This window comes from Vibrio navarrensis (genome assembly GCF_015767675.1).
Taxonomy (GTDB): domain Bacteria; phylum Pseudomonadota; class Gammaproteobacteria; order Enterobacterales; family Vibrionaceae; genus Vibrio.
In genome coordinates this window covers 264829-291288 of record NZ_CP065217.1, presented here as the reverse complement: position 1 = coordinate 291288, position 26460 = coordinate 264829, and the positions used below count along the sequence as shown (strand labels likewise).

The 26460-nt window shown below is 48.8% G+C and carries 22 protein-coding genes; 8 read left to right on the top strand and 14 right to left on the bottom strand.

Annotation, left to right across the window (positions count from 1 at the left end):
• Positions 1-298 precede the first annotated feature (298 nt).
• The 3 genes from glpX (at position 299) to I3X05_RS01270 (ending at position 2855) form a co-directional block, all read left to right on the top strand.
• Positions 299-1306, top strand: coding sequence for a class II fructose-bisphosphatase (glpX, locus tag I3X05_RS01280; RefSeq protein WP_193158142.1), 1008 nt, complete (start codon positions 299-301; stop codon positions 1304-1306).
• Between the two features lie 312 nt (positions 1307-1618).
• Complete coding sequence (locus tag I3X05_RS01275) at positions 1619-2239, top strand: helix-turn-helix transcriptional regulator (RefSeq protein WP_337970913.1); 621 nt, start codon at positions 1619-1621, stop codon at positions 2237-2239.
• A 277-nt stretch (positions 2240-2516) separates the two neighbouring features.
• Positions 2517-2855: a DUF3135 domain-containing protein gene (locus I3X05_RS01270; RefSeq protein ID WP_337970912.1), complete on the top strand. Its 339-nt coding sequence runs from the start codon at positions 2517-2519 to the stop codon at positions 2853-2855.
• A gap of 122 nt (positions 2856-2977) precedes the next feature.
• On the opposite strand, the gene I3X05_RS01265 is transcribed toward I3X05_RS01270, so the two are convergent.
• Entirely contained in the window at positions 2978-3325 is a 348-nt protein-coding gene (locus I3X05_RS01265; RefSeq protein ID WP_045572465.1) for a 5-carboxymethyl-2-hydroxymuconate Delta-isomerase, read from the bottom strand.
• Positions 3326-3627: 302 nt separating this feature from the next.
• Here I3X05_RS01265 and tpiA point away from each other — a divergent pair, with 302 nt between their 5' ends.
• The gene (tpiA, locus tag I3X05_RS01260) at positions 3628-4398 is read left to right on the top strand and encodes a triose-phosphate isomerase (protein ID WP_045572463.1); all 771 of its coding nucleotides are present in this window, start codon (positions 3628-3630) and stop codon (positions 4396-4398) included.
• A 101-nt stretch (positions 4399-4499) separates the two neighbouring features.
• On the opposite strand, the gene I3X05_RS01255 is transcribed toward tpiA, so the two are convergent.
• Entirely contained in the window at positions 4500-5666 is a 1167-nt protein-coding gene (locus I3X05_RS01255) for a nucleotide sugar dehydrogenase (protein ID WP_193168260.1), read from the bottom strand.
• A 240-nt stretch (positions 5667-5906) separates the two neighbouring features.
• On the opposite strand from I3X05_RS01255, the gene galE reads away from it, so the two are divergent.
• The 4 genes from galE to I3X05_RS01235 all read left to right on the top strand — a co-directional run bounded on the left by galE (position 5907) and on the right by I3X05_RS01235 (position 12246).
• Positions 5907-6917, top strand: a complete 1011-nt coding sequence (galE, locus tag I3X05_RS01250; RefSeq protein ID WP_193158139.1) for a UDP-glucose 4-epimerase GalE — start codon at positions 5907-5909, stop codon at positions 6915-6917.
• Positions 6918-7199: 282 nt separating this feature from the next.
• A complete protein-coding gene (locus tag I3X05_RS01245; protein ID WP_045572459.1) occupies positions 7200-7622 on the top strand; it encodes a nucleotidyltransferase substrate binding protein in 423 nt (140 codons plus the stop codon).
• Positions 7610-7933 (top strand): nucleotidyltransferase family protein, encoded by a 324-nt coding sequence (locus tag I3X05_RS01240; protein ID WP_045572458.1) that lies wholly within the window; start codon positions 7610-7612, stop codon positions 7931-7933. The genes I3X05_RS01245 and I3X05_RS01240 overlap by 13 nt, the downstream gene beginning before the upstream one ends.
• A 476-nt stretch (positions 7934-8409) precedes the next feature.
• Positions 8410-12246 carry a DEAD/DEAH box helicase gene (locus I3X05_RS01235; RefSeq protein WP_337970911.1) on the top strand — a complete coding sequence of 1279 codons (3837 nt, stop codon included), beginning with the start codon at positions 8410-8412 and terminating at the stop codon, positions 12244-12246.
• A 331-nt stretch (positions 12247-12577) separates the two neighbouring features.
• Here the strand turns inward: I3X05_RS01235 and hepT are convergent, their stop codons facing one another.
• The 12 genes from hepT to wecB form a co-directional block, all read right to left on the bottom strand.
• Positions 12578-13015, bottom strand: a complete 438-nt coding sequence (gene hepT, locus I3X05_RS01230) for a type VII toxin-antitoxin system HepT family RNase toxin (protein ID WP_337970910.1) — start codon at positions 13013-13015, stop codon at positions 12578-12580.
• Positions 13012-13401, bottom strand: a complete 390-nt coding sequence (gene mntA, locus I3X05_RS01225; protein WP_045572455.1) for a type VII toxin-antitoxin system MntA family adenylyltransferase antitoxin — start codon at positions 13399-13401, stop codon at positions 13012-13014. Before mntA ends, hepT begins: the two co-directional genes overlap by 4 nt.
• 530 nt (positions 13402-13931) lie before the next feature.
• Positions 13932-16052, bottom strand: coding sequence for a plasmid pRiA4b ORF-3 family protein (locus tag I3X05_RS01220; protein WP_337970909.1), 2121 nt, complete (start codon positions 16050-16052; stop codon positions 13932-13934).
• A gap of 450 nt (positions 16053-16502) precedes the next feature.
• Complete coding sequence (gene dhiA / locus I3X05_RS01215) at positions 16503-17012, bottom strand: type II toxin-antitoxin system antitoxin DhiA (protein WP_337970908.1); 510 nt, start codon at positions 17010-17012, stop codon at positions 16503-16505.
• Positions 17006-17275 carry a type II toxin-antitoxin system toxin DhiT gene (gene dhiT / locus I3X05_RS01210; RefSeq protein WP_045572453.1) on the bottom strand — a complete coding sequence of 90 codons (270 nt, stop codon included), beginning with the start codon at positions 17273-17275 and terminating at the stop codon, positions 17006-17008. Before dhiT ends, dhiA begins: the two co-directional genes overlap by 7 nt.
• Before the next feature lie 569 nt (positions 17276-17844).
• The gene (locus I3X05_RS01205) at positions 17845-19176 is read right to left on the bottom strand and encodes an MBL fold metallo-hydrolase RNA specificity domain-containing protein (RefSeq protein ID WP_337970907.1); all 1332 of its coding nucleotides are present in this window, start codon (positions 19174-19176) and stop codon (positions 17845-17847) included.
• A gap of 595 nt (positions 19177-19771) precedes the next feature.
• Positions 19772-21724 carry a polysaccharide biosynthesis protein gene (locus I3X05_RS01200; RefSeq protein ID WP_045572451.1) on the bottom strand — a complete coding sequence of 651 codons (1953 nt, stop codon included), beginning with the start codon at positions 21722-21724 and terminating at the stop codon, positions 19772-19774.
• 34 nt (positions 21725-21758) lie between these two features.
• A complete protein-coding gene (locus I3X05_RS01195; RefSeq protein ID WP_045572470.1) occupies positions 21759-22355 on the bottom strand; it encodes a sugar transferase in 597 nt (198 codons plus the stop codon).
• Positions 22348-23511 carry a DegT/DnrJ/EryC1/StrS family aminotransferase gene (locus tag I3X05_RS01190; RefSeq protein WP_045572450.1) on the bottom strand — a complete coding sequence of 388 codons (1164 nt, stop codon included), beginning with the start codon at positions 23509-23511 and terminating at the stop codon, positions 22348-22350. Before I3X05_RS01190 ends, I3X05_RS01195 begins: the two co-directional genes overlap by 8 nt.
• A 4-nt stretch (positions 23512-23515) precedes the next feature.
• The gene (locus tag I3X05_RS01185) at positions 23516-24121 is read right to left on the bottom strand and encodes a GNAT family N-acetyltransferase (protein WP_045572449.1); all 606 of its coding nucleotides are present in this window, start codon (positions 24119-24121) and stop codon (positions 23516-23518) included.
• Positions 24111-25325 (bottom strand): glycosyltransferase family 4 protein, encoded by a 1215-nt coding sequence (locus I3X05_RS01180; RefSeq protein ID WP_193158176.1) that lies wholly within the window; start codon positions 25323-25325, stop codon positions 24111-24113. Before I3X05_RS01180 ends, I3X05_RS01185 begins: the two co-directional genes overlap by 11 nt.
• 4 nt (positions 25326-25329) lie before the next feature.
• The gene (gene wecB, locus I3X05_RS01175) at positions 25330-26460 is read right to left on the bottom strand and encodes a non-hydrolyzing UDP-N-acetylglucosamine 2-epimerase (RefSeq protein ID WP_045572447.1); all 1131 of its coding nucleotides are present in this window, start codon (positions 26458-26460) and stop codon (positions 25330-25332) included.

Below are 26460 nucleotides of genomic sequence, written 5' to 3'. Positions count from 1 at the left end.
AACCTAGTACCTAGAAACCTTCTTTTCCCCGCCCTTCCTCGCCCTTCCTAGAACCTAGAAACCTAGCAACTAGAACCTTCTTTTCCAGCTCTTCCTCGCTCTTCCTAGAACCTAGTACCTAGAACCTTCTTTTCCTAGCACCTAGCAACCTTCTCTTCCAGCTCTTTCCTTGCAAACTAGAATCTCGCAACCTCGTAGCTTTCCCTCTTTTTTGATCCCCGCAAACGTTTTCCCTGTTTTTTATGCTAGAATCGCCGCCAATTTTTCTCTTCCTTCGATTTTGACTTTTGGAGACAACATGAAACGCGATTTAGCAATGGCATTTTCCCGCGTGACAGAAGGCGCCGCTCTGGCGGGGTATAAATGGCTTGGCCGTGGCGACAAAAATGCCGCCGATGGCGCCGCAGTTGAAGTGATGCGCACTTTGCTAAACAAAACCGAAATCAGTGGCGAAATCGTGATTGGCGAAGGCGAAATCGACGACGCACCGATGCTCTACATTGGCGAAAACGTTGGCTTAGGCGGCGATGAAGTCGATATTGCGGTCGACCCTATCGAAGGCACACGCATGACCGCCATGGGGCAATCGAACGCTTTGGCGGTGTTAGCCGCAGGTGAGAAAGGCAGTTTCCTCAAAGCGCCCGACATGTATATGGAAAAACTGGTGGTCGGCCCTGGCGCTAAAGGCGTGATCGACCTCAACAAGCCAGTAAAAGAGAACTTAGAAAACATCGCTAAGGCGCTAGGCAAAACCCTCGACACCTTAGTGGTCATCACCCTTGCCAAACCACGCCACGATGCCGTTATCGCTGAAATGCAGCAAATGGGCGTGCGCGTGTTTGCCGTGCCCGATGGCGATGTCGCCGCGTCTATCTTAACCTGCATGCCAGACAGCGAAGTCGATGTGATGTACTGCATTGGCGGCGCGCCAGAGGGCGTCGTGTCTGCTGCGGTGATTCGCGCGCTGGATGGCGATATGCAGGGCCGCCTATTGGCACGAAATATCGTAAAAGGCGATACTGAAGAAAACCGCCGTTTTGCCGCTTTCGAACTGGAGCGCTGCAGCGAAATGGGTGTGGAAGCGAATAAGGTGCTGAAGCTGGATGAGATGGCGCGCAGCGACAACGTCATTTTCTCCGCCACGGGCATCACCAAAGGCGACCTACTTGAAGGCATCAGCCGTAAAGGCAATATCGCCACCACGGAAACCTTATTGATTCGTGGCCACTGCCGCACTATACGTCGGATCAAATCGACCCATTACTTAGAGCGCAAAGACGAAGAGATCAAGCAGATTATTCTTTAAAGGAAGAGCAGGGGCTAGGGACTAGGGACTAGGAAGAGCAGGTCCTAGGCCCTAGGAAGAGCAAGAGCAAGAGCAAGAGCAAGAGCAAGAATCTAGAGCCTAGAAACCTAGAAACCTCGTAACCTGCCTTTCCTAGAACCTAGAAACCTTCTTTCTTGCCCAGGAACCAGGGCCGCTCTTGCCCTTTCCAGGACCACAGGACCGCTCTTGCTCTTACCCACTGTTCTTTATCAACCCTTTTATTTACTAAACCTATGACGCATAATATTTGTACTTAAGCACCATTCAGGATACGGGCGTCTGTAAGCCAAGATGAAAACGATAGACAGGATACTCCAGTCGATTAAGCGAGATGGCTCGGTGACCGCCAAGCAACTGGCAGAAGAGTTTGGCATGACCACCATGGGGGCCAGACAACATCTGCAAGGGTTGGAAGAGGCGGGCATCGTCAGCTTTCACGATGTCAAAGTCAAAGTAGGCCGCCCGACTCGGCACTGGTCTCTCACGCTCAAAGGACACGAGCAGTTTGCCGATCGCCACAGCGAACTCACCATTCAGATGATCGACGTGGTCGAGAGCTTGTTTGGCTCAGATGGTTTAGCCAAAGTCGCCGCTGAGCGAGAGCATCGCACTTTTATCCAGTATCAAAAAGCCTTGGCCGCTTGCGGCGATCTGCACAGCAAGCTGCAAAAGCTCACGGAAATACGCGAAGAAGAAGGCTATATGGCCGAGCTTGAGCAGACCAACGAAGGCTTTCTTTTGAGCGAAAATCATTGCCCCATCTGCCGAGCCGCCACCCGCTGCCCCGCTCTATGCCAATCTGAACTCAACGTTTTTCAAAAGCTGCTTGGTGAACACTGCCATATTGAGCGCACGGAACACATTATCGAAGGCCAGCGCCGCTGCGCGTATCGGATAGTAAGCAGGGACTAGGAAGAGCAGGTCCTAGGCTCTAGAAAGAGCAGGGACTAGCTCCTAGGAAAAGCAAGAACCTAGCACCTAGAAACCTTCTCTTTCCTAGAAACCTAGAACCTAGAACCTAGAACCTAGAACCTAGCAACCTAGAACCTAGCAACCTTCTCTTAACCGCTTCCTTCTCGTCTCACTTCTAAGACATTGCCACATCCCTGCGCCACTTTCTCATTTCTGATTTATGCTTATTTTATGGCTACTGTTTAAATTATCATCAATCGTTACAGGGAGAGTCGCCATGGGATATCCACAACTGGACCAGAGATTACCGTCATTCGATGAGATGATGACTCTTGCCGCCGAAAACCCGGCCGCTTTCAATCAGTTTAAGCAGGAAATGTGCAAAGAGATGATTCTGTCCGCGTCTGAAGCGATGCGCGAGCGCTTGGAGGCGCAGCAAAGCCATATTGATCGCGTGATCAGCCGCTGCAAAAACCCCGTTCACACCAACGTGGTGTTAATGAATGAACTGACAAAACAGATGGTGAAATTTCGTGCTGCACTGGAAAGTGACGGTAAAGAACCACCGCACAGTGAAGCGCAAATTATTCCCTTCACAACGAAAAACTTCTATTAATCTTAGGCCCTGAAACGCAAACAGGGCCTTTTACTTTTTATAAGACTCGAAACTGATATCGCTTGCAGGCTGTTCTCAGTCGCGGTCAGTCGCGGTCGGTCGCGGTCGGTCGCGGCGGCAGCTTAGTTTACCACTTTCTGAAAGCACGCTTTGTCCATATCTCGGATATTGACCGTTAAGCTGCGCACATGGCTGGCTTGCTCTTGCAACACCGCCATGAGTTGGCGGGAAAGCTCGCGTTTTTGCTCTTCACTGCGCCCAGAAAGCAGATCAAAACTGACATGAATAAAATCCACGCTATCGCCCTCTTCCCCCACCAGCCAATGATGGCTGCGCAGCGTACGCGATTTCACCGAAGGTTTGTCAAACAAGCCGCAATCCAGCGCGATTTGGTGCAGATCTTCCAGCAATCCGGGCACATTGATGCGCTCTTCCACCGAATTGGAATATTCTAAAACTAAATGAGGCATGACCTTTCCTTTTATCCTTGAGGCATGGTTGGCATTTGCCCCCCATAAATAGCAATCTGAAAGGAAAATGCCGAGTGATTGACTATCATTATGCCAGACAGATCACCAATCGATTGCTTTTAACCATATTATCAGTGGATAAAGCAGCGCCGACCAAGCGAGAGAAAGCCATAACTAATGACACGAGTCATGATCTGGCCACATAATTCTGTTATATTCCTACGTAGATTTTTTACATAAATGCGCTTCACCTCGGCTTAGAGGTGAAACCTTGAACCAATAAAAGATATGGAGATATTCCTATGCGTCGTCCTGTAGTGATGGGTAACTGGAAACTTAACGGCAGCAAAGCAATGGTAACTGAGCTGCTAACTGGTCTTAACGCTGAGCTAGAAGGCGTTGAAGGTGTTGACGTTGCGGTTGCTCCACCAGCACTTTACTTGGATATGGCTGAGCGTCTGATCGCGCAAGGCGGCAACAAGATCATTCTTGGTGCACAGAACACTGACATCCACAACAGCGGCGCATACACTGGCGACATGTCTCCAGCGATGCTGAAAGATTTCGGTGCAACGCACATCATCATCGGCCACTCTGAGCGTCGTGAATACCACAACGAATCAGACGAATTCGTCGCGCAGAAATTTGCTTTCCTGAAAGAGAACGGCCTGAAGCCTGTGTTCTGTATCGGTGAAACTGAAGCGCAAAACGAAGCGGGCGAAACCGAAACGGTTTGTGCACGTCAAATCAACGCGGTGATCGACGCGTACGGCGTTGAAGCTCTGAACGGCGCGATCATCGCTTACGAACCAATCTGGGCTATCGGCACAGGTAAAGCAGCAACTGCTGATGACGCACAGCGCATCCACGCTTCTATCCGCGCCCTGATCGCAGAGAAAGACGCGGCAGTCGCTGAGCAAGTGATCATCCAGTACGGCGGCTCTGTAAAACCAGAAAACGCAGAAGCGTACTTTGCACAGCCAGACATCGATGGCGCGCTAGTGGGCGGTGCTTCTCTGGATGCGAAGAGCTTTGCTGCCATCGCGAAAGCGGCGGCAAAAATGAAAGCGTAATGTCCAACGCGCTCACTTCAATCCTAGATTGAACACGCAGATGAAAAACCGACGTCACGCACGTCGGTTTTTTTTGTTGCTTCTAGAAGAGAGCACTGAGGCTAATCCTGGCCAAACAGATCGCGCGTATAGACTTTATGCGCCACATCGCTGAGCTCTTCCACCATCCGATTGGTGACGATCACCTCCGCCTTCGCTTTGAACTGCGCTAAATCACGCATTACGGGCGAGTTAAAAAAGCGCTCTTCTTCCAGCACGGGCTCATACACCACCACCTCAATGCCGCGCGCTTTGAGCCGCTTCATGATCCCCTGCACCGAAGAAAAACGGAAATTGTCGGAGTTGGCTTTCATGATTAAGCGGTAGATGCCCACCACTTGCGGATGACGCTTTAAAATTGACTCAGCGATAAAGTCTTTACGGGTGCGATTGGCCGAAACAATCGCTTTGATCAGGCAGTTGGGGACATCACGATAGTTGGCCAACAATTGCTTAGTATCCTTGGGGAGACAATAGCCGCCATAGCCAAAGGAAGGGTTGTTGTAGTGGTCACCAATGCGCGGGTCGAGCCCCACACCTTGAATGATTTGTCGACTATCCAAACCATGCACTTCGGCGTAAGAATCCAGCTCATTGAAATAGGCCACCCGCATGGCCAGATAGGTGTTGGAAAAGAGCTTGACCGCCTCGGCTTCGGTGGCGTTTATCAGCAGCACTGGAACATCGTTTTTTTCCGCCGCTTGCGCAAACAGATCCGCGACCCATCTTGCTCTCTCACTTTGCTCGCCAACAATGATGCGCGATGGGTAAAGGCTGTCGTACAACGCGCGCCCTTCTCGTAAAAACTCCGGGGCAAACAGCACGTTTTTGCCCGATTCACCACGGCGAACACGCTCGGTAAACCCGACCGGCACGGTTGAGCGCACCACCACCAGCGCTTGTGGCCGATAGCGATGCACCTCGTCAATCACCGACTCTACCGAAGAGGTGTCAAAGCCATTGTTGCGCGGATCATAATCGGTCGGCGTGGCGACAATCACCAGCTCGGCGTTTTGATAGGCACTTGGTGCATCCACCGTCGCGGTGAGGTTGAGTAAGCCAGAAGCCATAAAGCGTTGAATATCTTGATCGATGATCGGGCACTGCCGCGCGTTAATTTGCGCTACCCGCTGCGGGTTTAAGTCCAGCACTGTGACATGGTGGTACTGCGCTAGCAGCGCGGCATTGGCCAGCCCGACATAGCCAGCCCCAACAACGGTGATCTGCATACGACACTCCGCTTTGTCTGAATGAGGTTTTGCCCAAGCTCGTTTTTACTCAAGCTTGGCTTATCTCAACAAGCGAATGTGACACAGGGAAGACGAAGGCATGATCGATTCAAGACGGCTTCGCCAGCGGTAGGGAGATCGCTTTTTGTGGCGAGTTTGCGTAAACTAACGCCGTCAATTTGGCTAAAAATTTTGCAAAAAATACTTCAGATTTTGCAAACAATACTTCAGAGGAACAGCATGAATATTCTTGTCACCGGAGGCAGTGGCTATATCGGCAGCCACACCTGTATTCAGATGATCGAAGCAGGCATGACGCCAATTATTCTCGACAATTTGTACAACAGTAAACTTTTGGTGCTGGATCGTATTCAGCAAGTCACGGGCGTGCGGCCGACCTTTTATCAAGGCGATATCCGCGATAGCGCTATTCTACAAACCATCTTTACTGAACATCACATTGATGGCGTGATCCACTTTGCTGGCCTGAAAGCGGTGGGCGAGTCGGTGGAAAAACCGCTGATGTATTATGATAACAACGTCTCTGGCACCTTGAATCTGGTGCGCGAAATGGACAAAGCTGGAGTCAAAAGTCTCATCTTTAGTTCGTCGGCCACGGTGTACGGTGACCCTGCCTCGGTGCCTATTCGCGAAGATTTCCCGACCTCGGCCACCAACCCTTACGGGCGCAGTAAGCTGATGGTGGAAGAGTGCTTGCGCGACTTTCACCACGCCAACCCACAGTGGAGCATCACCTTGCTGCGCTACTTTAACCCTGTAGGCGCACATCAATCTGGCCTGCTTGGCGAAGATCCGCAAGGCATTCCCAACAACCTGTTGCCTTTTGTTGCCCAAGTGGCAGTGGGCCGACGTGACAAACTGGGCGTGTTTGGCAACGACTACCCAACACCCGATGGCACTGGCGTGCGCGATTACATTCACGTGGTTGACTTAGCCGATGGCCACCTTGCGGCGCTGAATAAAGTGGGCCAACAAGCGGGCTTGCACATTTTTAACTTAGGCACAGGCCAAGGCAACAGCGTATTGGAAATGGTCGCCGCCTTTGAAAAAGCCGCCGAGCGCCCAATCGCCTATGAAATCAAACCGCGCCGCGCTGGCGACATCGCAGAATGTTGGGCTGACCCATCCTACGCCGCCGAAGCACTCGGCTGGAAAGCAACGCGCTCGCTGGAGACCATGGTCGCCGATACGTGGCGCTGGCAGTCCAACAACCCGAATGGGTATGAGTGAGGAAGGGCGGAAAAACAAGAGCTGAAGAGAAGGTTCTGGGTTCTGGGCCCTTGGTCCTAGGAAAAGAAAAAGCAGGAAACGAGTTTTCTAGAAGCTAGGTTACGAGGAAAAGCAAAAGCGGAAGAGAAGGACCGCTCTTTCCTGCTTTTCCCTAGAACCTAGAAACCTAGAACCTAGCAACCTGCTCTTTCTCGCCTAGGAACCAGGACCGCTCTTGCCCTTCCCAGGACCGCTCTTCCCCACTTTTCCTGCTCTTAATGCTGAGCTATCAAGGAGTAATTCATGATCCAATTTGATAAATTTGAACGCTCACTGCATCTGCTACAAGAGCAAAATGAGCGGCTAAATCAACTGCAGATAGAGGAAACCGAGCCATGGATTATTGAAGCCGTCAAGGAGTCAATAATTCAACGCTTTGAAACCTGTTGGGATAGCCTTTGGAAAATCACCAAACGTTATCTTTCGGAAAACATCGGTTTGCCTGAAGTGCCAAATGGGCCCAATCCGGTTTTACGCCTTGCTCATGAAAACATGTTGCTACCCAGTAGCATCGAACGGTGGATGCACTATGCCAAAGCCCGAGTGGCTACGTCGCATGATTACAGCGGGGAAAAAGCCGATGAAGCCTTGGCATTAATGAATGATTTTGTTACCGAGGCCATTTTGTTGTACCAAACGTTAAGCGGTCAAGCATGGAAAAAGTAACGCAACCTAAACTTGCTATCACGGAAGATCAAGCGAAGGAAGTCGCTCAACTGTTAGCGCTGTACTTACCGGAAACCTTGGTATGGGCATTTGGCTCAAGAGCGAAAGGCACGGCCAATACGCGCTCAGATTTAGATTTGGTGGCTTTTGCCGACAAACCACAAGATTTAGCGGTCTATCAATTGCAACAAGCCTTTGAAGAAAGCAGCCTGCCCTTTCGAGTCGATTTGCTGGTCTGGGATAATCTCACGCCAGTTATGCAGAACACTATCCGAGAGCACTATGTGGTTGTGCAGGGGAAAAGGGGCTAGGAAAGCAGAGCGAGTTTGCTAGGGACTAGATTGCTAGGAAGAGCAAAGGCGGAAAAACAAGAGCTGAAGAGAAGGTTCTGGGTTCTGGGCCCTTGGTCCTGGGAAAGGCAAAGGCGGATAAAGAAGGGACGAGTTTTCTAGGGACGAGATTACTAGGAAGAGCAAGGGCGGAAAAATGGTTCTGGGTTCTGGGCCCTTGGTCCTAGGAAAAGCAAAAGCGGAAGAGAAGGACCGCTCTTAACCGCTTTTCCTAGAACCTAGAAACCTAGAACCTAGCAACCTGCTCTTTCTCGCCCAGGAACCAGGGCCGCTCTTGCCCTTCCCAGGACCGCTCTTCCCTGCTCTTCCCTAGTACCTAGAACCTAGAAACCTAGCAACCTTCTCTTCCCTTCCCTGCTTTTAAGATGACAAAAACGCCAACAGCTGCAATGATACTGATTTTCTAGCCAGATACTTAGAGAAGATAGGAAAACTAGGTGCAGCACTTTGTTTCAACGCCAAATCAATTAAAAGAGGGGCAAGTCGACTTTCTTGCCGCCATCATTGTCAGTGTCAGTCGCAAGGCGGATGATGCGTATTTATCCTACGTTAACTACGTCGGCGAAAAACACACTGGGCAATTCGCCGCGCTGCAAGAAGAGTGCCTACAATCCGGTTGGATCCGCGCTAGCACGCATCAAGACAAAACGTTTATTTACCTGACCGCCGACGGATGGTGCGTTGCGCTATTTGCATGTCAGATGACCTCACAAAAACAATTAAGTCAAGGCTTGCGCACCGCCATACGCGCACCGGGCGCTCATTATGCACGCCTGTACGCCTCTTGGTTCGCACCGCACTATCTTTGGTCGGTGGATGCCGAACTGATCGAACAAAGTATCAATGATGGTTTTCACCTGCTAACGCAAAGCGACCAACTCTGGTACTTGGTCAAGACCATTCCATTTGCGCAAGGTGCGGGAGATTATTTTCTCGCGACCTACCCGCGCATGTTACTCACCGCCACCTCACCAGCCACCTATGACACTTTGCATGCTAAGGTGTCTGGTCTCGTGAAAAGAACCTTACCCATTCAACTGAGCCAAGATGTGGGCCTGTTTTCATCGAATCCAAGCAAGGCCAAACACTTTCTGGAGCCGCTTGACGAACACTATCTGGTCCAGCGTGAGAGTCTTTTTGCGCTCAATCCTCGCACACGTCTCAGCCTCTCGCTGTTAATCGATCTGTTTATCATTCAATGCCTGCGCCCTGAGTTAGTCGCAGAGCGGATTGAGCAACTTGAAGGGCTGGATGCGGCAAGCCAGAATCCGCTGGGCTTTTTCCATTGGCAAAAACTCTTTGACTATTTGCAGATGAGTGACGATACGCTGGTCACACTGTTTTACGATGCGCCGATGTGGCTTGAGTCAGTGCAGACCCCACAAGGTATTGCTTGGGGGCAATTAGTGCTGGACTTACTGCAAATGTGCCGAGTCAAAACACGTCCTGAACTGCGAGCTTTTTTCACCACCTTGGCCAATCACCCGCTGGCTGAGCCACTGGATAGCAGCAAGGCACCAGCTCAGTTTAACCTCGCGCATATGGCGCAACGTCTCTTTGCCTATTTGACCGACGAAGAAACGGATCAAGGCCGCTTTATTGATAAACCCGACGCATGGCAAATGTGGATCAGTGAAGTGACCACCACCTTGCGCGATCCGAAAGAGCAGCAAGATGAGCGCTTAGCCTGGGTGATCAGCGAGCAAGAGACCTTGATGGTCAAGTTACAGAAACGGGGAAAAAAAGGCTGGAGCATAGGGAGAAAAATCGCCCCACACACGCTGCTTTACGACAACCACCTCTCGTTGACCAGCATTGATCTGGCGATTGCCGAACACCTGCAAAGCCGCCATGATTATTGGAGCGACACCTTTAAGCTCAACCCAACATTACTCATGCTGCTGTCACAAAGTAACAGCGTGTTTAACTCAGTTGGGGAGCCGATCAGTTTGGTCGCAGAACCGGCCTTGGTGGTGCTAGAGGAAGAAAAAGGACAGCTCGCATTGCAATGCCATCCCAAGGTAACCAAGCAGTCGCAAGCTTGCCTAAAGCCACGCACGGAAGGGATCTACTCTTTCTATTCGATTCCCGAACACGTCGAACGCTTTTTTACGCTCGCCGGACAAATGCCCGCGGTAGCGATTGAACAGGCCGATGCGTTGATCGAACGCTTGGGCGATAATGTCAACTGGTACTTTATCAGTGAAGCGCGCGGCAACATTACCCTAGGAGAATGGGACACCACGCCACACTTGTGGCTCAAGCTTGGTGAAGGGAAATTGGAACTGGCGATTGAACACCAATCACTGGACCAATGCACCCGTATTGGCTCGGGACAAGGCACACTCTGGCTCTATCAGCAAGGGAAGATCTGGTATCGCCGCGATCTTGCTCAGGAGCGGCAGCAAGCCAAAGCGATTGCCAAAACACTCGGTTTAAAGGCGTGTAAAAGCCACCGCTACAGCGTGCCTAGCCAACAACTGCCGCAACTACTCGACGCTCTAGAACAGCTTGAAGAGGTCACCATCCACTGGCATCAAGCGAGCAAACGAGTCAAACAACTGCGCTCACAAGATGTGGGCCTAGCAATACGCCAACAGGAAAATTGGTTTCAAGTGTCAGGGGATGTGCATTTTGATGGCGCGCAAGTGTTGGATCTCAAACGTCTGCTTGAAGCGCGACGCACAGGATTTATTACCTTAGAACAGCAGAACCTCACCCTGTTAGTCAGCGATGCGCTGCGTAAACAGTTGCATTTCTTAGACAGCGTGTTAGATGACAATCTCTCGGTAAACCGCCAACTCGCCTACCCGCTACAAAAGCTAATCGAAACCATGTCGGTGCAAAGCGATCACGGTTGGCAAGCGCTACAACAGGCATGGTCACAACCCATCACGTTAGATGAAGCGCTGCTTGAACCACTGCGCGATTATCAACGCAGCGGCGTCCTTTGGGCGGCGCATTTGCTGCACAATGGGTTTGGTGTCTGTTTGGCCGACGATATGGGCCTTGGCAAAACACTGCAAGCCTTAACCCTGCTGAGCCATTTTCAAGCGCAAGGCCCAAGCTTAGTGGTCTGCCCCAAATCGGTCTTACTCAACTGGCGTCAAGAGAGCCAGCGCTTCACGCCCCAGTTAACCGTGATTGATTTAGAGAGCTGCGCCGATCGCCAGCAAACCTTAGCCAACGCTCGCGCCGGTGAAGTGATCGTACTCAGCTACGGGTTAGTGACTCGCCTAGCCGATGCCTTGCAAGCCACCGAGTGGCAAACCGTCGTCTTGGACGAAGCGCAGCAGATCAAAAACCCCAATGCCGAACGCGCTAAAGTGTTGTTTGAGATAAACGCGCAGCGGCGCATAACCCTCTCAGGCACCCCAGTGGAAAACCATTTGGTGGAGCTTTGGAGCCAGTTCGCCTTTTTAAACCCGGGCTTGCTCGGCTCTTTAAAACAGTTCAAAAGCAAATACGCGCAAGCCAGCAAAAATGAAGACGACCTGCTGCGACTGCGCGCTTTAGTCAGCCCCTTTATTTTGCGTCGTCTCAAACAAGAGGTGCTCACTGAACTACCGGAAAAAACAGAGCTCGTCCATCATGTTGAGCTGACCAGTAAAGAGCGCAATGCCTATGAAGCAGTGCGTAAAGAAGCGTTAGAAACCCTGAGTGACGGCAGCACTCATTCCACCATTTCGCTGTTCGCCAGCTTAACGCGTTTGCGCCAAGTGTGTTGCGACCCAGGCTTAGTGTTTGAGCACCTCACCGACACCAGCAGCAAACAGAAAGAGGCGTTGCAACTGGTCGAAGATGCCCTTGAGGGCGGACACAAGATCCTGGTGTTTAGCCAATTTGTTCAGTTGCTCAAACGCTTCGGCCAGCAGTTAAACCAACACGGGGTCGATTTTTCTTACCTGGATGGGCAATCCACCAGCAAGAAACGACAAAGTGCGATCAACGCGTTTAAATCTGGCGAACACAACTTGTTTTTGATCAGCCTGAAAGCGGGCGGTTCAGGGCTCAACCTCACCGAAGCGGATACCGTGATCCACCTTGACCCATGGTGGAACCCAGCGGTAGAAGATCAAGCGAGTGATCGGGCTTATCGTATGGGACAAACCAAACCCGTCACCGTCTATCGCTTGGTCACCGTCAACACGGTAGAAGAAAAAATCATCCAACTGCACAGTGAAAAACGCGACTTGGCTGACAAGGTTTTGTCCGGCCAATCCACCGCCGAGCAACTCAACCCCGAATTGCTCATGCAGTTAATGACGGAGTAGGGGCGGAAGAGCGGAAGAGCGGAAGAGCGGAAGAGCGGAAGAGAAGGGGCTAGGTCCTTGGGAAAAGCAAGGGCGGAAGAGAAGGTTCTGGGTCCTGGGCCCTTGGTCCTGGGGAAAGACAAAGGCGGAAAAGCAAGGGCGGATAAAGCAGGGACGAGATTGATAGGGAATAGATTGCTAGGAAGAGCAAGGGCGGAAAAAATGGTCTCGCTTTTCCTGCTCTTACCTAGTCCCTAGAAACCTAGAAACCTAGCGACCTTCTTTCCCTAGCGACCTTCTTTCCCTAGCAACCTTCTTTTCCTAGTCCCTAGAAACCTTCTCTTCCCCGCTTTTAACGACGCAAAAATTCGATGGCTTTATCGCAAAATGCAGCTAAAACGTGGTAGCGCCCTTGCGCAACGATTGAACGGACAATATTGATATCGATATTTAAATAATCGTGCACCAAACCATTACGCATGCCAATAACCTGCCGCCACTGCACCAGCTCATCGGCGGTTATCAGCCCATGCAGGTGAAGTTGCGCAAAGGTTTGATAAGCGTCTGCTGCCGCTTGCTGCTGACATTTTTTTAAACAGTGCTTGGCTAGCCCAATGGATAATTCGGTCAATATCTGCAACAAACGTTCAATCGCTAAATAATCACGCCGACGCAGTTCACCTTGCGCTAACTCTGCACGCAACTCATCAAGCTGCTGACAATAGTCCTGCTTGTGTTTTGTCGCTTCGGTTAAATAGAGCTGCAATCCTGCTGTTTCATGATATTTCATCGCTTCGCCTCGCGCTGTTGGTATTCAAATAGGCTATTGATGCGTGTTATCTCTTGCCATGCTCGTGCACTGCCATCGCTATATATGAGTTGCCCTGTTTCTATAATTTGATAGGCCAGATAAATAGGGATTTGATTGATATCTACCAAAGAGACTTGTTGCTCGGGCAACTGCAATGCCGCAGCCCAATCGAGCGCCAAACTGTGAGGACGCGCATACCGCGCGAGAGGATCAAGCGAAAAATCATGAAAGGCAATCGCCAGATCATAATCACTATCTCGCCGGGCTCTATCTTGCGCTCGCGAACCGTACAACCAAATAGCCGCAATATCGGTATTTTTTTGCGCCAGTTGTTCTATGTTGTCCAGCAGATCATTCGCAGGCATCGTCGGTGTTCACATGTTGGGTATTTAAGCGATAGATTATCATCCATAAAGAGGACGGGCTACAAAGAGCAAGAGCGGAAGAAATGGTCATAGGTTCTGGGCCCTTGGTCTTGGGAAAAGAAAAAGGCGGAAAAGCAAGAGCTGAAGAGAAGGTTCTGGGTTCTGGGCCCTTGGTCCTAGGAAAAGCAAAAGCGGAAAAGCAAGAGCTGAAGAGAAGGTTCTGGGTTCTGGGCCCTTGGTCCTAGGAAAAGCAAAAGCGGAATAGAAGGACCGCTCTTTCCTAGTACCTAGAAACCTAGCGCCCTGCTCTTCAGGACCATAGGGCCGCTCTTAACCGCTCTTCCTGCTCTTGCTCTTCCTAGAACCTAGAAATCTAGAAACCTAGCAACCTTCTTTTCCTAGTCCCTAGAAACCTGCTCTTCCCTGCTCTTCCCCGCCCTTCCCCGCTTTTCGCCCTTTCTCGCCTAGGAACCAGGGCCGCTCTTGCCCTTTCCAGGACCGCTCTTCCTAGCCCCTAGCCCCTTCTCTTCCTACTCAAACCTCAACAACTCATTAACCTCATTTTTATCAAAAGCTTTAGCGTCCCAGCCCTCTTCCATGCCGTACCACTCCAGTTGCTCTTGTTCTTCTTGAGTGCGCTCAGTTTTGGCTGCTGCCTCTAATAATGCGTTGTAGCCCCACATACCGCCGCAATCTTCTGGTGGGCATTCGCCGCTCCCGGCGGTGACTTTGGGTTGCCAGCAGTCGCGCTTGTTGATTTTTTCTAAGACAACGAAGTGTTGCCAATGATCACCAAAATCATAGACATAGCCCATGCTATCCCCCTCATTGCGCAGCACGGCCATCAACGGAATCTCATCGGCAGGCAACGGACTTTCTGGCGAATCATCAATGTGGCCAAGTTTGGTGGCAAAGGTGTACGCATGGTAGTTATCCCAACCCATCACATCTTGCAGCAGGTTGTGCAGCGAGTGCATGTCGATGCTGCTCGAGACCGTAAAACGACGCCACACTTTCGGTTTGCTATCCATCAACTGTACTTTGAGTACATAGCCAGTAGGCTCCGCAAGTTCACAGAAGATCTTATCCAGTTGCTGATCTTGCTGGCTCTCATGCAAGCTCGCTTCCGCCAGCCAATCAAACAGCGGGAAGGTTTTTCGACCTAATCCGCCCTCTTGGAGCAAAAACGCACAGGCGAGATAGCTGTTAGCCGGAGCTATCAAAAAATTTGGCGGCAGCAGAGAAAAATGCGCCAGTAAAGCGGCATGAGAGAGCGCTTCGATATAGCGCTGTGGCTGGGCCAAATAGCAGTGGTCACGCACTTGGCGCGCTTTAGTCAACATTGGGTCAATGTCGTGCACCAGCCAAGTTTTGAACATCGGTGTATTGAGCAACATTTTGCTCACTTTGCGTTCATTATCTCGCCAATCCGGCTTTTGTGTTTCAAAGTGACAGATTTCAGCGAGGTGCTCGATGTTAAACGCCTGCGGCTCACTCCACGCGTTGGGCAGCAAAGCCAGAATCTGTAGGGTATCGACCGACATACGCTCCGGGCTAGCTTGCTGCTCGTGCAACGCCCAAGGGAGTAGATGACGCAGCAAGAGCGGGTCACACGGGATAGCGCCCACTTCACCTTTTATTGTTTCGACCATGTGTTGAAATTGGTGACGATCAATATGGGGGATAAAGTAGCTATCGACCAAGCCGTAGCCAAGCCGAAATACCCCGCCTACTTGGTGCAAACTTTTGCCATCGGCATCTTGCACCAGCGCAAGAAACAGCGTGGAGTGCTGGCCATCAGCAAAGGAAACATACAGCTCCACCACTTGGCTCGGCTGGCTTTGTTTGGCATGTTGCATCGCAAGGCGGTTCCACTTAGGTAAATGAGCCTTGACCTTTTCATCGGCAAAACGCTGCACCAACAACAGGTAGTTGCGATTGGTTAAAAACTTCCACTGCTTATCGGCGACGTCATTCAACCGTTCTGCTGCAACGTTGGCAATCTCTGACTCTTTGTGCAAAGTGAGCAGCAACAGCGCGTCCACAATCCACTTTTGCTTGAGAAAACAGGCAAGTAAGACTTTCACCCCATCAATGGGATACACCGCCAGCTCATCGCTGATCATTTGGCAAAACGTAAAGCCACTGTCAATCCCTTGCTGAGTAATCTGCTCGGCCATCTGGTCCAACATTTTCTGAGGGTCTACAGGTAGGCTTGGCACATTGTTTGGCTGCTCTTGCTCTTGCTTTTGCATTTGCAGCTCGGCAAGTGTGTCAATCACTGCGGGCTCAATCGACAATTGGTGTGACTTAAGCACTTTGACCATGCTGTAAGCCATCTGCAGATTAATCTCCCCGCCTTCAAGCAGATCAAGCAAACAGCTGTTGAGAATGGGCAGCATCTCCAGCGCGTCGCCATTACGCAGTTGGATGCGCAATTCGTTGGCCATAAAGTCGAAGTAAGGCAGAAAGGTATCGCTATACGCTTCGGCCGCTTCATCCGGCATAGTCATGCCAAACGGCAAAGCAAACAACAGCGTGGTAGGCTCTGCAAGGTAAGCCAGTTCATCGCGTGTCAGTTGCTCAAAGGTTTTTTGCTCAGTCACCATGCCTAAGAGTTTTTGAAGCGGCTGAGGGAAGTGATTTTTCATGTAAAGTCTGATGTGAAAACGTGATGGCAAACAGTGTATGCAGTTTCGCCCCTCACGGCCATCCCCAAAGGAAAAAATGGGAGGAAGGGCAAGGAAGAGCGGAAGAGAAGGTCCTAGGAAAAACAGGTCCTAGTTCCTAGGGAAGAGCAGGTACTAGGAAGAGCAAGGGCGGAAGAGAGGGGCCTAGGTTCTGGGTCCTTGGTCCTGGGAAGAGCAAGAGCGGGAAAGGCAGGAGCGAGATTGATAGGGACTAGATTGCTAGGAAGAGCAGAAGCGGAAGAGAAGGACCGCTTTTCCCTAGAACCTAGCAACCTGCTCTTTCTCGCCCAGGAACTAGGGCCGCTCTTGCCCTTCCCAGGACCGCTTTTCGAGGGCCACAGGTCCGCTCTTCCTGCTCTTCCTGCTCTTCCTACTCTTCCCTAGAACCTAGTCCCTAGCGACCTTCTTTCCCTAGCCCCCTGTAGTGGTACGCTCCTTGGCCAGCTCAATCACTGCGTGCCCTAATTGAACCAATGTGCCAAAGTTTGGCGTCGTTTCTGGCTTCAAGGAGCGATACGCACTGGTACGGCTCTTTATTCCTGCTTTTTCAATAACTTGGCTATGACCAAACTGTTCTACATAAGAGCGAATAGCCGCTTGTAGAATATCTGGACGCCCTTCCATCATGGATTCCCATGAGGCTTGCTTGATGACAGCTTCCATTTCTTGGACATTAAAACCGAACTCAACGGGTTTCTGCGACCCTTTGGTAATATCACGAAGTGTCGCCGCAGATAGCTCGATACCGCTCCAGTTCAAAGAACCATCACCTGTCAAAGAAAAGCGCTTAAAGTCCTTCACTTCTGAAAACGGCTTTTTAGAAAAGTACACCGACAAATCGGCGTGGCCTTGGTAGCCATCATTGAATGTCAGCGCTAAGGTATGCTCTGAGATATAATCGACATCGATAACTTTCAACATAAATCACCTAACTTACCAGGGTTTTCCCCATTCACCGCTTTATGCCACATAATCATCAATTGCTCTCGATGTTCGAAAATGTGGTTCTCAGCACGTTTACGTTGTTTGTTGGGTAAATAACCTTCTAAACACTCCCCCGTTTCAATAGCAATAATTAACTCGTAACTACCGTATTTCACGTGGATATGCGGTAATTTATGCTGTTTGTTATCAAAGAAGTACAAGCAAAATGAAAGGCCCAATAGGGCGTCAATTTCTGGCATTCCCGCCTCGAACTCAACGTGGTCAAGGAACTATAGCAGCGTATCTTTAAAGAGACAAGAAGGCAGGGAAGAGACGAGGAAGAGCAAGGGCGGAAGAGAAGGTTCTGGGTCCTGGGGAAAGAAAAAGCGGAAGAGAGGGTACTAGGTTCTGGGCCCTTGGTCCTGGGAAGAGCAAGAGCGGAAAAAGAAGGGACGAGATTGATAGGGACTAGATTGCTAGGAAGAGCAAGAGCGAATAAAGCAGGAACGAGTTTGCTAGGGCCTAGATTACTAGGAAGAGCAAAACCTAGAAAACTAGTGCCTGCTCTTCAGGGCCATAGGTCCGCTCTTAACCGCTCTTCCTAGTCCCTAGAAACCTAGAACCTAGCAACCTGCTGTTCCTAGAACCTAGCGACCTAGGAACCAGGGCCGCTTTTCCCCGCTTTTGCCCTTTCTCGCCCAGGAACCAGGGCCGCTCTTGCCCTTCCCAGAACCGCTTTTCAGGGCCACAGGACCGCTCTTAACCGCTCTTCCTAGTCCCTAGAAAACTAGCCCCTAGCAACCTGCTCTTCCCTATCAACCTTCCCTTCCTACAACCTCACAACCCCCGCGTAACCCGTGGCATTCAGTGCTTGAGCAAAGGCTTGCTTGCTGCTTGGTTCACCGTGGATGAGATGAATTTCTTGCGGAGCTTGGCCAATGCCATGGATAAAAGCCAGCAACTCAGATTGATCCGCATGGGCAGAGTAGCCCGACATCACGTGGATACTGGCGTTTACTTCGACCTCCTCGCCATCAATGCAGAGGTTTTTTTCACCTTGAGCGATGCTACGCCCGAGCGTTCCCTCGGCCTGATAGCCTGCAAAAATCACATCGGTGCGTTCATCGCTCAGCAGCGCTTTCAAATAGTCGACAATCCGCCCGCCCTGACACATTCCCGAAGCGGCCACCACAATCGCCGCGTCCCCGGTTGACGCCAAACGGTTGACTAACGCTTGATGAGTGCGGTAATCGCTAATCTGAATACATTGATCAAACGCTAGCGGATGGCGATGCATCTCCAGACGTTGCTTTGCTTCCTCACCCCATAAGGTTTTAAAGTGCCGATAAGATTGCGTCACTTGCTGGGCCATCGGTGAGTCTAGGATGACGGGCAAATCGGCGGCAATTTTATGCTCATAAATCAGGCGCTCAAGGTCAAACAGCAGCTCTTGGGTACGGCCAACACTAAAAGCCGGGATTAAAATGGTGCCGCCATCGGCTAAAGAGCGTTGAATGATTTTGCGCAGCGTTTCCGCTCGGCCTGCAACATCATCATGATTGCGGTTGCCATAGGTGCTCTCTATCACCAGATAATCGGCCCGCTCTGGCGGTTGCGGATCGGGCAAGAGCGGCGTATTACTCGGGCCTAAGTCACCAGAAAACACCACCACTTCTCCACAGGCTAAGCGAATTTCAACGTAGGCCGAACCTAAAATATGCCCAGCGGGTTGAAAGCGCAGCTCGAGTGAGGCCTCTGTGTTTCTCTGCGCAGAGAGTGTGAGCCATTCACCATAGCCCAATGGACGCAAACGCTGTTTAACGGCGTGTAAAATTTGCTGAATTTGTTGGCTATTAAGGCCCAGCTGTAACTTGAGGCCATCTTCTAACATCAGTGGGATCAGCTCTGCACTGGCCCGAGTAGCGTAAATTGGCCCGCGAAAGCCAGCGGCAAGCAGCCAAGGAATACGACCGATGTGATCGATATGCGCGTGAGTGACAATCAGCGCATCAATATGCTCAACGGAGAAATCTAATTCTGCCTGCGCCGACTCTTTGCCCTGAAACAGGCCACAATCGATTAATAGCGCCATGCCATCTGCGCGCAGCTCATGACAAGAGCCTGTAACGGTATCTTTACCGCCATGATGAAGTATTTGCATTTCCTTTGCCTTAGTCGCCAATTAAGATAGGAAAACGCTAGCATATTCGCTTTTACTTGAGCGCAAATTGTTGGAAATTTTCGAGGAAGGGCAGAAAAGCAGGCCCTAGGAAAGGCAGGGACTAGGAAAAAGCAGGCCCTAGGTCCTAGGAAAGAGCAGGGACTAGGAAGGGCAGAAAAGCAGGAGCGAGATTGCTAGGAAGAGCAAGGGCGGAAGATAAGGTCCTGGGTTCCGGGCCCTTGGTCCTGGGGAAGGCAAAGGCGGAAAGGCAGGAGCGAGATTGATAGGGACTAGATTGCTAGGAAGAGCAAGAGCGGATAAAGAAGGGACGAGTTTTCTAGGGGCTAGATTACTAGGAAAAGAAAAAGCGGAAAAGCAGGACCGCTCTTATCCGCTCTTTCCTAGAACCCAGCAACCTAGGAACCAGGACCGCCCTTCCCGCTCTTATCCGCTCTTCCTAGTACCTAGCAACCTAGGAACCAGGACCGCTTTTCCCGCTCTTCCCCGCTCTTCAGGTCCACAGGACCGCTCTTAACCGCTCTTCGCCCTTCCCCGCTCTTCCTAGTACCTAGCCCCTAGCAACCTTCTTTTCGTCCTACGCCGTTACCTTCATTTCAACGACTTTTGCTTGGGATGCTTTGAGTTTCTTCTTCGCGTTCCAGACGAGATCGCCAATGCCATCGGTTGGGTTAAAGCCTGTTGGCGTTTCCAGCAGGATTTGGCGAATCGCCTCATGGTCGAAGTGGTGGCATGCTAAATCAAGATCTTCGAGAATGTGATTAAACTGCTCTAGCGGCAAGAACTGCTCGTTGGCCGTCATAATGCGTTCATGCTCTGTGCCTTCAACGTTATCGCCAATCAATAACTCTTCATAGAGCTTTTCGCCTGGGCGAAGGCCGGTGAATTTAATCTCAATATCGCCGTTCGGGTTAGAAGGCGATTTAACTTCAAGCCCAGAGAGGCGGATTAAGTTTTTCGCCAGATCAACGATTTTTACTGGTTGGCCCATATCCAAGACAAAGACATCGCCACCTTTACCCATTGCGCCTGCCTGAATCACCAACTGAGCTGCCTCTGGTATGGTCATAAAGTAGCGAATAATATCTGGATGTGTCACGGTGATCGCTTTGCCCTCTTCAATCTGACGTTTGAAGAGAGGAATCACAGAGCCGGATGAACCAAGCACATTGCCAAAACGCACCATGCAAAAACGCGTACCATTGGGTTTGCTGTTCTCTTGCTGCGCTAGGGCTTGCAAGCCCAACTCAGCCATTCGTTTTGAGGTACCCATCACATTGGTTGGGCGTACTGCTTTGTCGGTTGAGATAAGCACAAAGGACTCTACCCCTGCCTCAATCGCCGCTTTGGCAGTGTAATAGGTGCCAAATACGTTGTTACGCACCCCTTCGACCACATTGTATTCCACTAGTGGCACGTGTTTATACGCGGCCGCGTGGTACACCGTTTGTACCCCAAAGGCACGCATGGTGGTGCTGACACGGTTAATGCGTTGCACTGAACCCAACAGTGGGATGATCTCGACGTTAAGCTTTTCTGTTTCAACCAGATTGGAAAGCTCTTTATCAATTTGATAAAGGCCAAATTCAGACAGCTCAAAAAGAACCAGTGATTTAGGTTTTTGCCTGACGATTTGCCGACAAAGCTCTGAGCCGATAGACCCCCCCGCGCCAGTCACCATTACCACTTTACCTTGGATGTTGGCTTTCATCAGATCTGGGTTGGGTGCGACCGGATCGCGGCCAAGCAGATCTTCAATCGCGACATCTTTCAGCTCATCGACTGTGGCATTGCCGTTGACGATATCGTTGAAATCAGGCACGGTGAGCACTTCTACTGGAAGGTGCAACAAAGAATCGATGATGGTTTTACGTTCCGAGCGAGAAGCACGCGGCGTAGCAAGCAAAATCTTTTCTATGCCTTGCCTTTCGACCAGTTGATCAACACTGCTTGGCGAGTAAACGTTAATCCCTTGAATGATGGTATTTGCTAATGATGGATCATTATCAATAAAGCCTTGTACTTGATACGATTCCGCATTTCTTAACGCGATGGCGAGCTGCCGCCCTGTGCTGCCCGCGCCAAAAATCAATACCCGTTCAGAGCCTTTACGGCTAGCCTGCACAATGAGTGAGCGCACCAACATGCGCGCCCCGCCACAGAGAATAGCGAGGAATGTCATATAGATGACAGGCACCGTACGCGGCACCGCGGCATCAAAATAGTAGGCAAAGCTGGTGATAGAAAGTGCGGAGATCACCGCACCAATCACAACGACCGTTAACGCATGGAAAGTTAGGTAACGCAATACCGCGCGATACAACCCCAGTTTGGTAAAGGCGATTAGCGTTACGGTTAAGGTGCCAAGCAGCGTTAACCAAGTTGGCCCTGAAACCGAAAAAGAGACCTCTCCCGTTCGCGCCGCCAAGGCGAGAAAGAAAGAGAAGGTGATCAATAAAGTATCAATAGCCAAACTGATCAGACGCTTATGCATCCGAGGCAGAGACCAAATATAAGCCAACTTGTCCATAATTATCTCTCTAAATACATAAATTACATAGTAATTATGTTCTCTTGATTATTTTCTTTATTGTAGAAAATATAATAAAAATATCATCTAAGATAGTATGATTATCGACATATTGTAAATAATATGTCTGCTTCACTGGCAAAATCACATCAATGTAGGCTTTTTTGGGATCACTATACTGACCTAAAATATCACTCTCATCGACCATCTCGATTGATGCCCGATCAGTAATACCCGGCTTTACCGATAAAACTTTATCCTTAACATCCGTTGGATAACAATCAATAAATTCTTGCACTTCTGGACGAGGGCCAACTAGGCTCATATTACCTAGGAACACATCGATGAGTTGCGGTAGCTCGTCGATTTTGCTCTTCCTCAAAAATTGTCCAGATCGAGTGATCCTGCTATCGTTACCTATCGTTAATCGGCCTTCGCTCTCTGCCTGCACTTTCATTGTTCGAAATTTATGAATTCGAAATGGATTCCCCTTGTAACCAACTCTTGTTTGTCTAAAAAAAACCGGACCAGGTGAGTCCAGCTTAATCCAACAAGCCACAGAAATAAAAACTGGCAATAGACAAAAAATCCCGATGAAGGATAGAAATAGATCAAAAAGTCGTTTAGCCATCTGCGAGAACCTGTTTAACTGCATTGACAACTCTTAACAAATCGTCATCGTTCATTTTTGTATATAATGGTAAAGAAACTTCGGCTTCAAAAATAGATTGAGCAATAGGATACATTTCTGGTATCAGTTCGTATGTATCACGCCAATATGGGTGCAAATGCAAAGGAATAAAATGTACAGAACAGCCAATGCCTAATTCAGACATTTTAAAAATAAAATCATCTCGAGATATCCCAGCATCATCCTTTAGCTTAATCGGATATAAATGCCATGCATGTGAACTCACCTCATTAGGTAATGCAGGAAGAACAATAGGCAGTTCTTTGAGTTGCTGATTATAATACTCAGCCATACGTTGACGTTTAATTTGGAAGTCTGGTAACTTAACTAACTGATGCAAGCCAATAGCTGCCGAGATATCTGGCATATTATATTTGTAACCCGGTGCAACAATTTCATAGGACCAGGCTGGCTTCGTTGATGTATAGCGATCAAAGGCATCACGGCTTATTCCATGTAGTCGCATAATTTTGCAACGTTTTGCAATGTCTTGATTACGCGTAACAACCATGCCCCCCTCACCAGTTGTCATCGTCTTATTCGCGTAAAAGCTAAACACGGTGACATCAGTGTCCAAAGTTCCAATTAGTTTACCATTGTAAACTGTTGGTAATGCATGTGCTGCATCTTCAATAATGCGGATATCGTGCTTTCTTGCGATAGAAATAATTTCATCCATATCACATGCAAGACCAGCAAAATGAACAGGAATGACTGCTTTTGTTTTCTCTGAAATCGCCGCTTCAAAAGCAGTTGGTGTCATATTAAATGTTGATTCCTCAACATCAACCATAATAGGTGTAGCACCTAGATATCGAACAATTTCAGCTGTTGCAGTAAATGTATATGTAGGAACAATAACTTCATCTCCAGGTCCTACGCCGATAGCTTCTAACGCCAAATGAAGACCTGACGTGGCTGAGTTCACGGCAATTGACTCTAACTTTTCATCACCTAAAAAAGCGGAGAACTGTTCTTCAAAACGTTTTGCCTTAGGTCCTGTAGTTACCCAACCAGAACGTAATGAATCAACAACTTCTGCAATTTCTTCTTCGCCAATTTCAGGTAGAGCAAATGGTAAAAAATCTGTACTCATATCTTCAAACGTCCTTTATTGATTTTACTAACCTTAACATTTCTCTTTGTCCAGATTGCTTAAACTCTGACTCGATAGAGAATCCACATTTACTATAAAAGCTCAATACAGAGCTATTTTCATTCTTATCCGTTATAAGATAAATAATCTGACACTCTTTTTTTTCAGATAATAACTCGTCCAAATCTTTGAGCAGATGCTTACCGATACCTTTACCTTCCACACAAGGATCAACAGCTAAGCTACTTAACAAAAAGCTATTATTCAGTCGTTCAACGGAGTCACCTTTATAGAAGATAGCACTATATAATTTCTTTATAACCAAAGATGGCTTCTTTATTAAACCTGGTGCGGCTGCAAAAAAAAATGACAGCCACTTTTCTCTTCTTAAATTGGAAAAAAAGACTTCTGGTTTATCTGTACCTGCAGAAAAACCAACAATATTAGAATCAACAACTGCTACGCGCAGTAAGCCTTTATCAATAAATCCTGCATAGAGAAGGTGTAAAAAATTAGGCCCCAAAAATGTCAAAAAGAAGCCCTCAAACGCACTAATATGAATCTCTATAATACGTTCGACATCAGTATAATTCGCATTTCTAATTTCCATATGATACTGCCTTCTTCAAAACTGAATCCAGTGCGCGATAGCCACTCTCTAAAGAAAACTTATCTAAATAAGTCTTTCTTGAGTTATTCCCTAGCAACGCCCAATTGTCTCGATCACTTGACAACTCTCTTATCGCATCAGCAATAGACTCTGGGTTACTCGGTATTGGGTAATAACCACATTGGCCACCTCTAATGATATCTTGAGTCTCTCCAGATACAGCCATAATAATAGGTTTCGCTAATGCAGTGTAAGACTGAGTTTTCGAAGGTATTGTAATTTTGAATAAAGGTTCGTCTCTCAAATGAACAAGCAATGCATCATAGTTAACCAGCTCCGAGAATAAATTCTTGGGAGGAACATACCCTAAAATCTCTACATTCTTAAGCTTTAGATCCTTCACTTCTTGTTCAAGAACTTCCCTTTCAACCCCTCCTCCAATTAGAGACAAGTGAACATCAATATCATCAAGCATGCCCATGGCTTGAATCACAGACTTCAAGTCCTGCGCTGTACCCAAGTTACCAGCATATGCAAGTTTAACCGTTGAGTTTGAAGAAACCGTGTAAGTCGACTGCTCTAATGCTAAAGAGATCAACTTTTCTTCAGGACACCAATTATACACCACATTGATCTTATCTCCGCTAACTCCACGCTCAATGAGCGTTGTCTTAAACCCTTCGGATAAAACAACGACTTGACTAGAGCATTTATAAACTAAACGGCACCAACCACCAATCAAGGAAGTCACGAGCTTATTGCTACCAAGTCCGGTTGCCGCCAGTGAGTCAGGCCAAAGATCTTGTACATCAGTAATGTATGGGACGCGTTTTAGTAACGTCATCAACATACCAATCAACCCCGTCGTAGATTGAGGATGATAGGTATAAACCACCGAAACGTTTTTAGACTTTAGCGCAAATAGTAATGCCATCAACGTAAAACTAATGTAGCTCCATGCCCTAGATAACTTTGATTTGGAGTGGGAGATATGAGACCAAACCCGTGTAATTTTGACTTGGTCTTTGTAGCTCGAATCAACTAGCTGTACTTTATATCCGTCATAAACTTTTCCTACTGGATAATTAGGAAAAGTGGTTATGACTTCGACTTCATGGCCTTGGTCAACCCAGTGCTTCATTAAAGCGTGACCTTTAATTGAGTACTCTGGATCGTACAATTGACTAATGAATAGAATTTTCATTGGATTAGTATTCTTTCCAAACTACACGTTTCACATAGTCTGTATAAGAGTGAATTATACGTACAACTTTGTCCGAGACGTTTGGCATACTGTAATCAGCCACTTGACGTAATAGGCGCTCATCACCCGAAGGTTGTGATTCAAGAATTTGCAAAGCCTGCATTACGCGCTCAACACCTAAGCCAACCATCATCACTGAAGCTTCTTCCATCCCCTCAGGGCGTTCATGTGCTTCTCGCATATTTAGTGCTGGAAAGTTCATAATGGACGATTCTTCATTAATCGTACCGCTATCTGAAAGTACGACTTTGGCATTTTTCTGCAAATGATTGTAATCATGGAACCCTAGTGGCTTGAGTAACTGAATATTCGGGTGGAACTCCAATCCCTGCGCTTCAATACGGTTACGTGTACGTGGATGCGTTGACACAATCACAGGCAGATTATAATGCTGCGCAACGGTATTAAGCGTTTCAGCTAATTTGGCCAACTGTTTAGGGGAATCGACATTCTCTTCACGATGCGCACTAACAACAAAAAATTGCCCTTTTTGCAAACCCAAACGAGAAAGCACATCTGAGCTATCGATTTGCGGCATATAATGGTGGAGCACCTCAAACATCGGGCTACCTGTTTTGATCACACGATCAGCAGGTAAACCTTCAGCTAGGAGGTAATCACGAGCAATTGTGCTGTAAGTCAGGTTGATATCCGCAGTATGGTCCACAATTCGACGGTTTGTTTCTTCAGGAACGCGCTGATCAAAACAGCGATTACCCGCTTCCATGTGGAAAATAGGCACTTTGCGACGCTTGGCTGGAATAGCCGAAATACAAGAGTTAGTGTCCCCCAGTACCAGCATCGCTTCAGGTTGAATCTCTTCTAATACTTGATCAACTTTGATGATCACTTGCCCAATAGTTTCAGCAGCATTTTTCCCCGCAGCACTGAGAAAATAGTCGGGCTTGCGCACACCTAAGTCATTAAAAAATACTTCATTCAGTTCAAAGTCGTAATTTTGCCCCGTGTGAACCAAAATATGCTCACAGTGCTCATCAAGTTTTGCTAAAACGCGAGACAAACGGATAATTTCTGGGCGAGTGCCCACAACTGACATTACTTTAAGTTTCTTCAC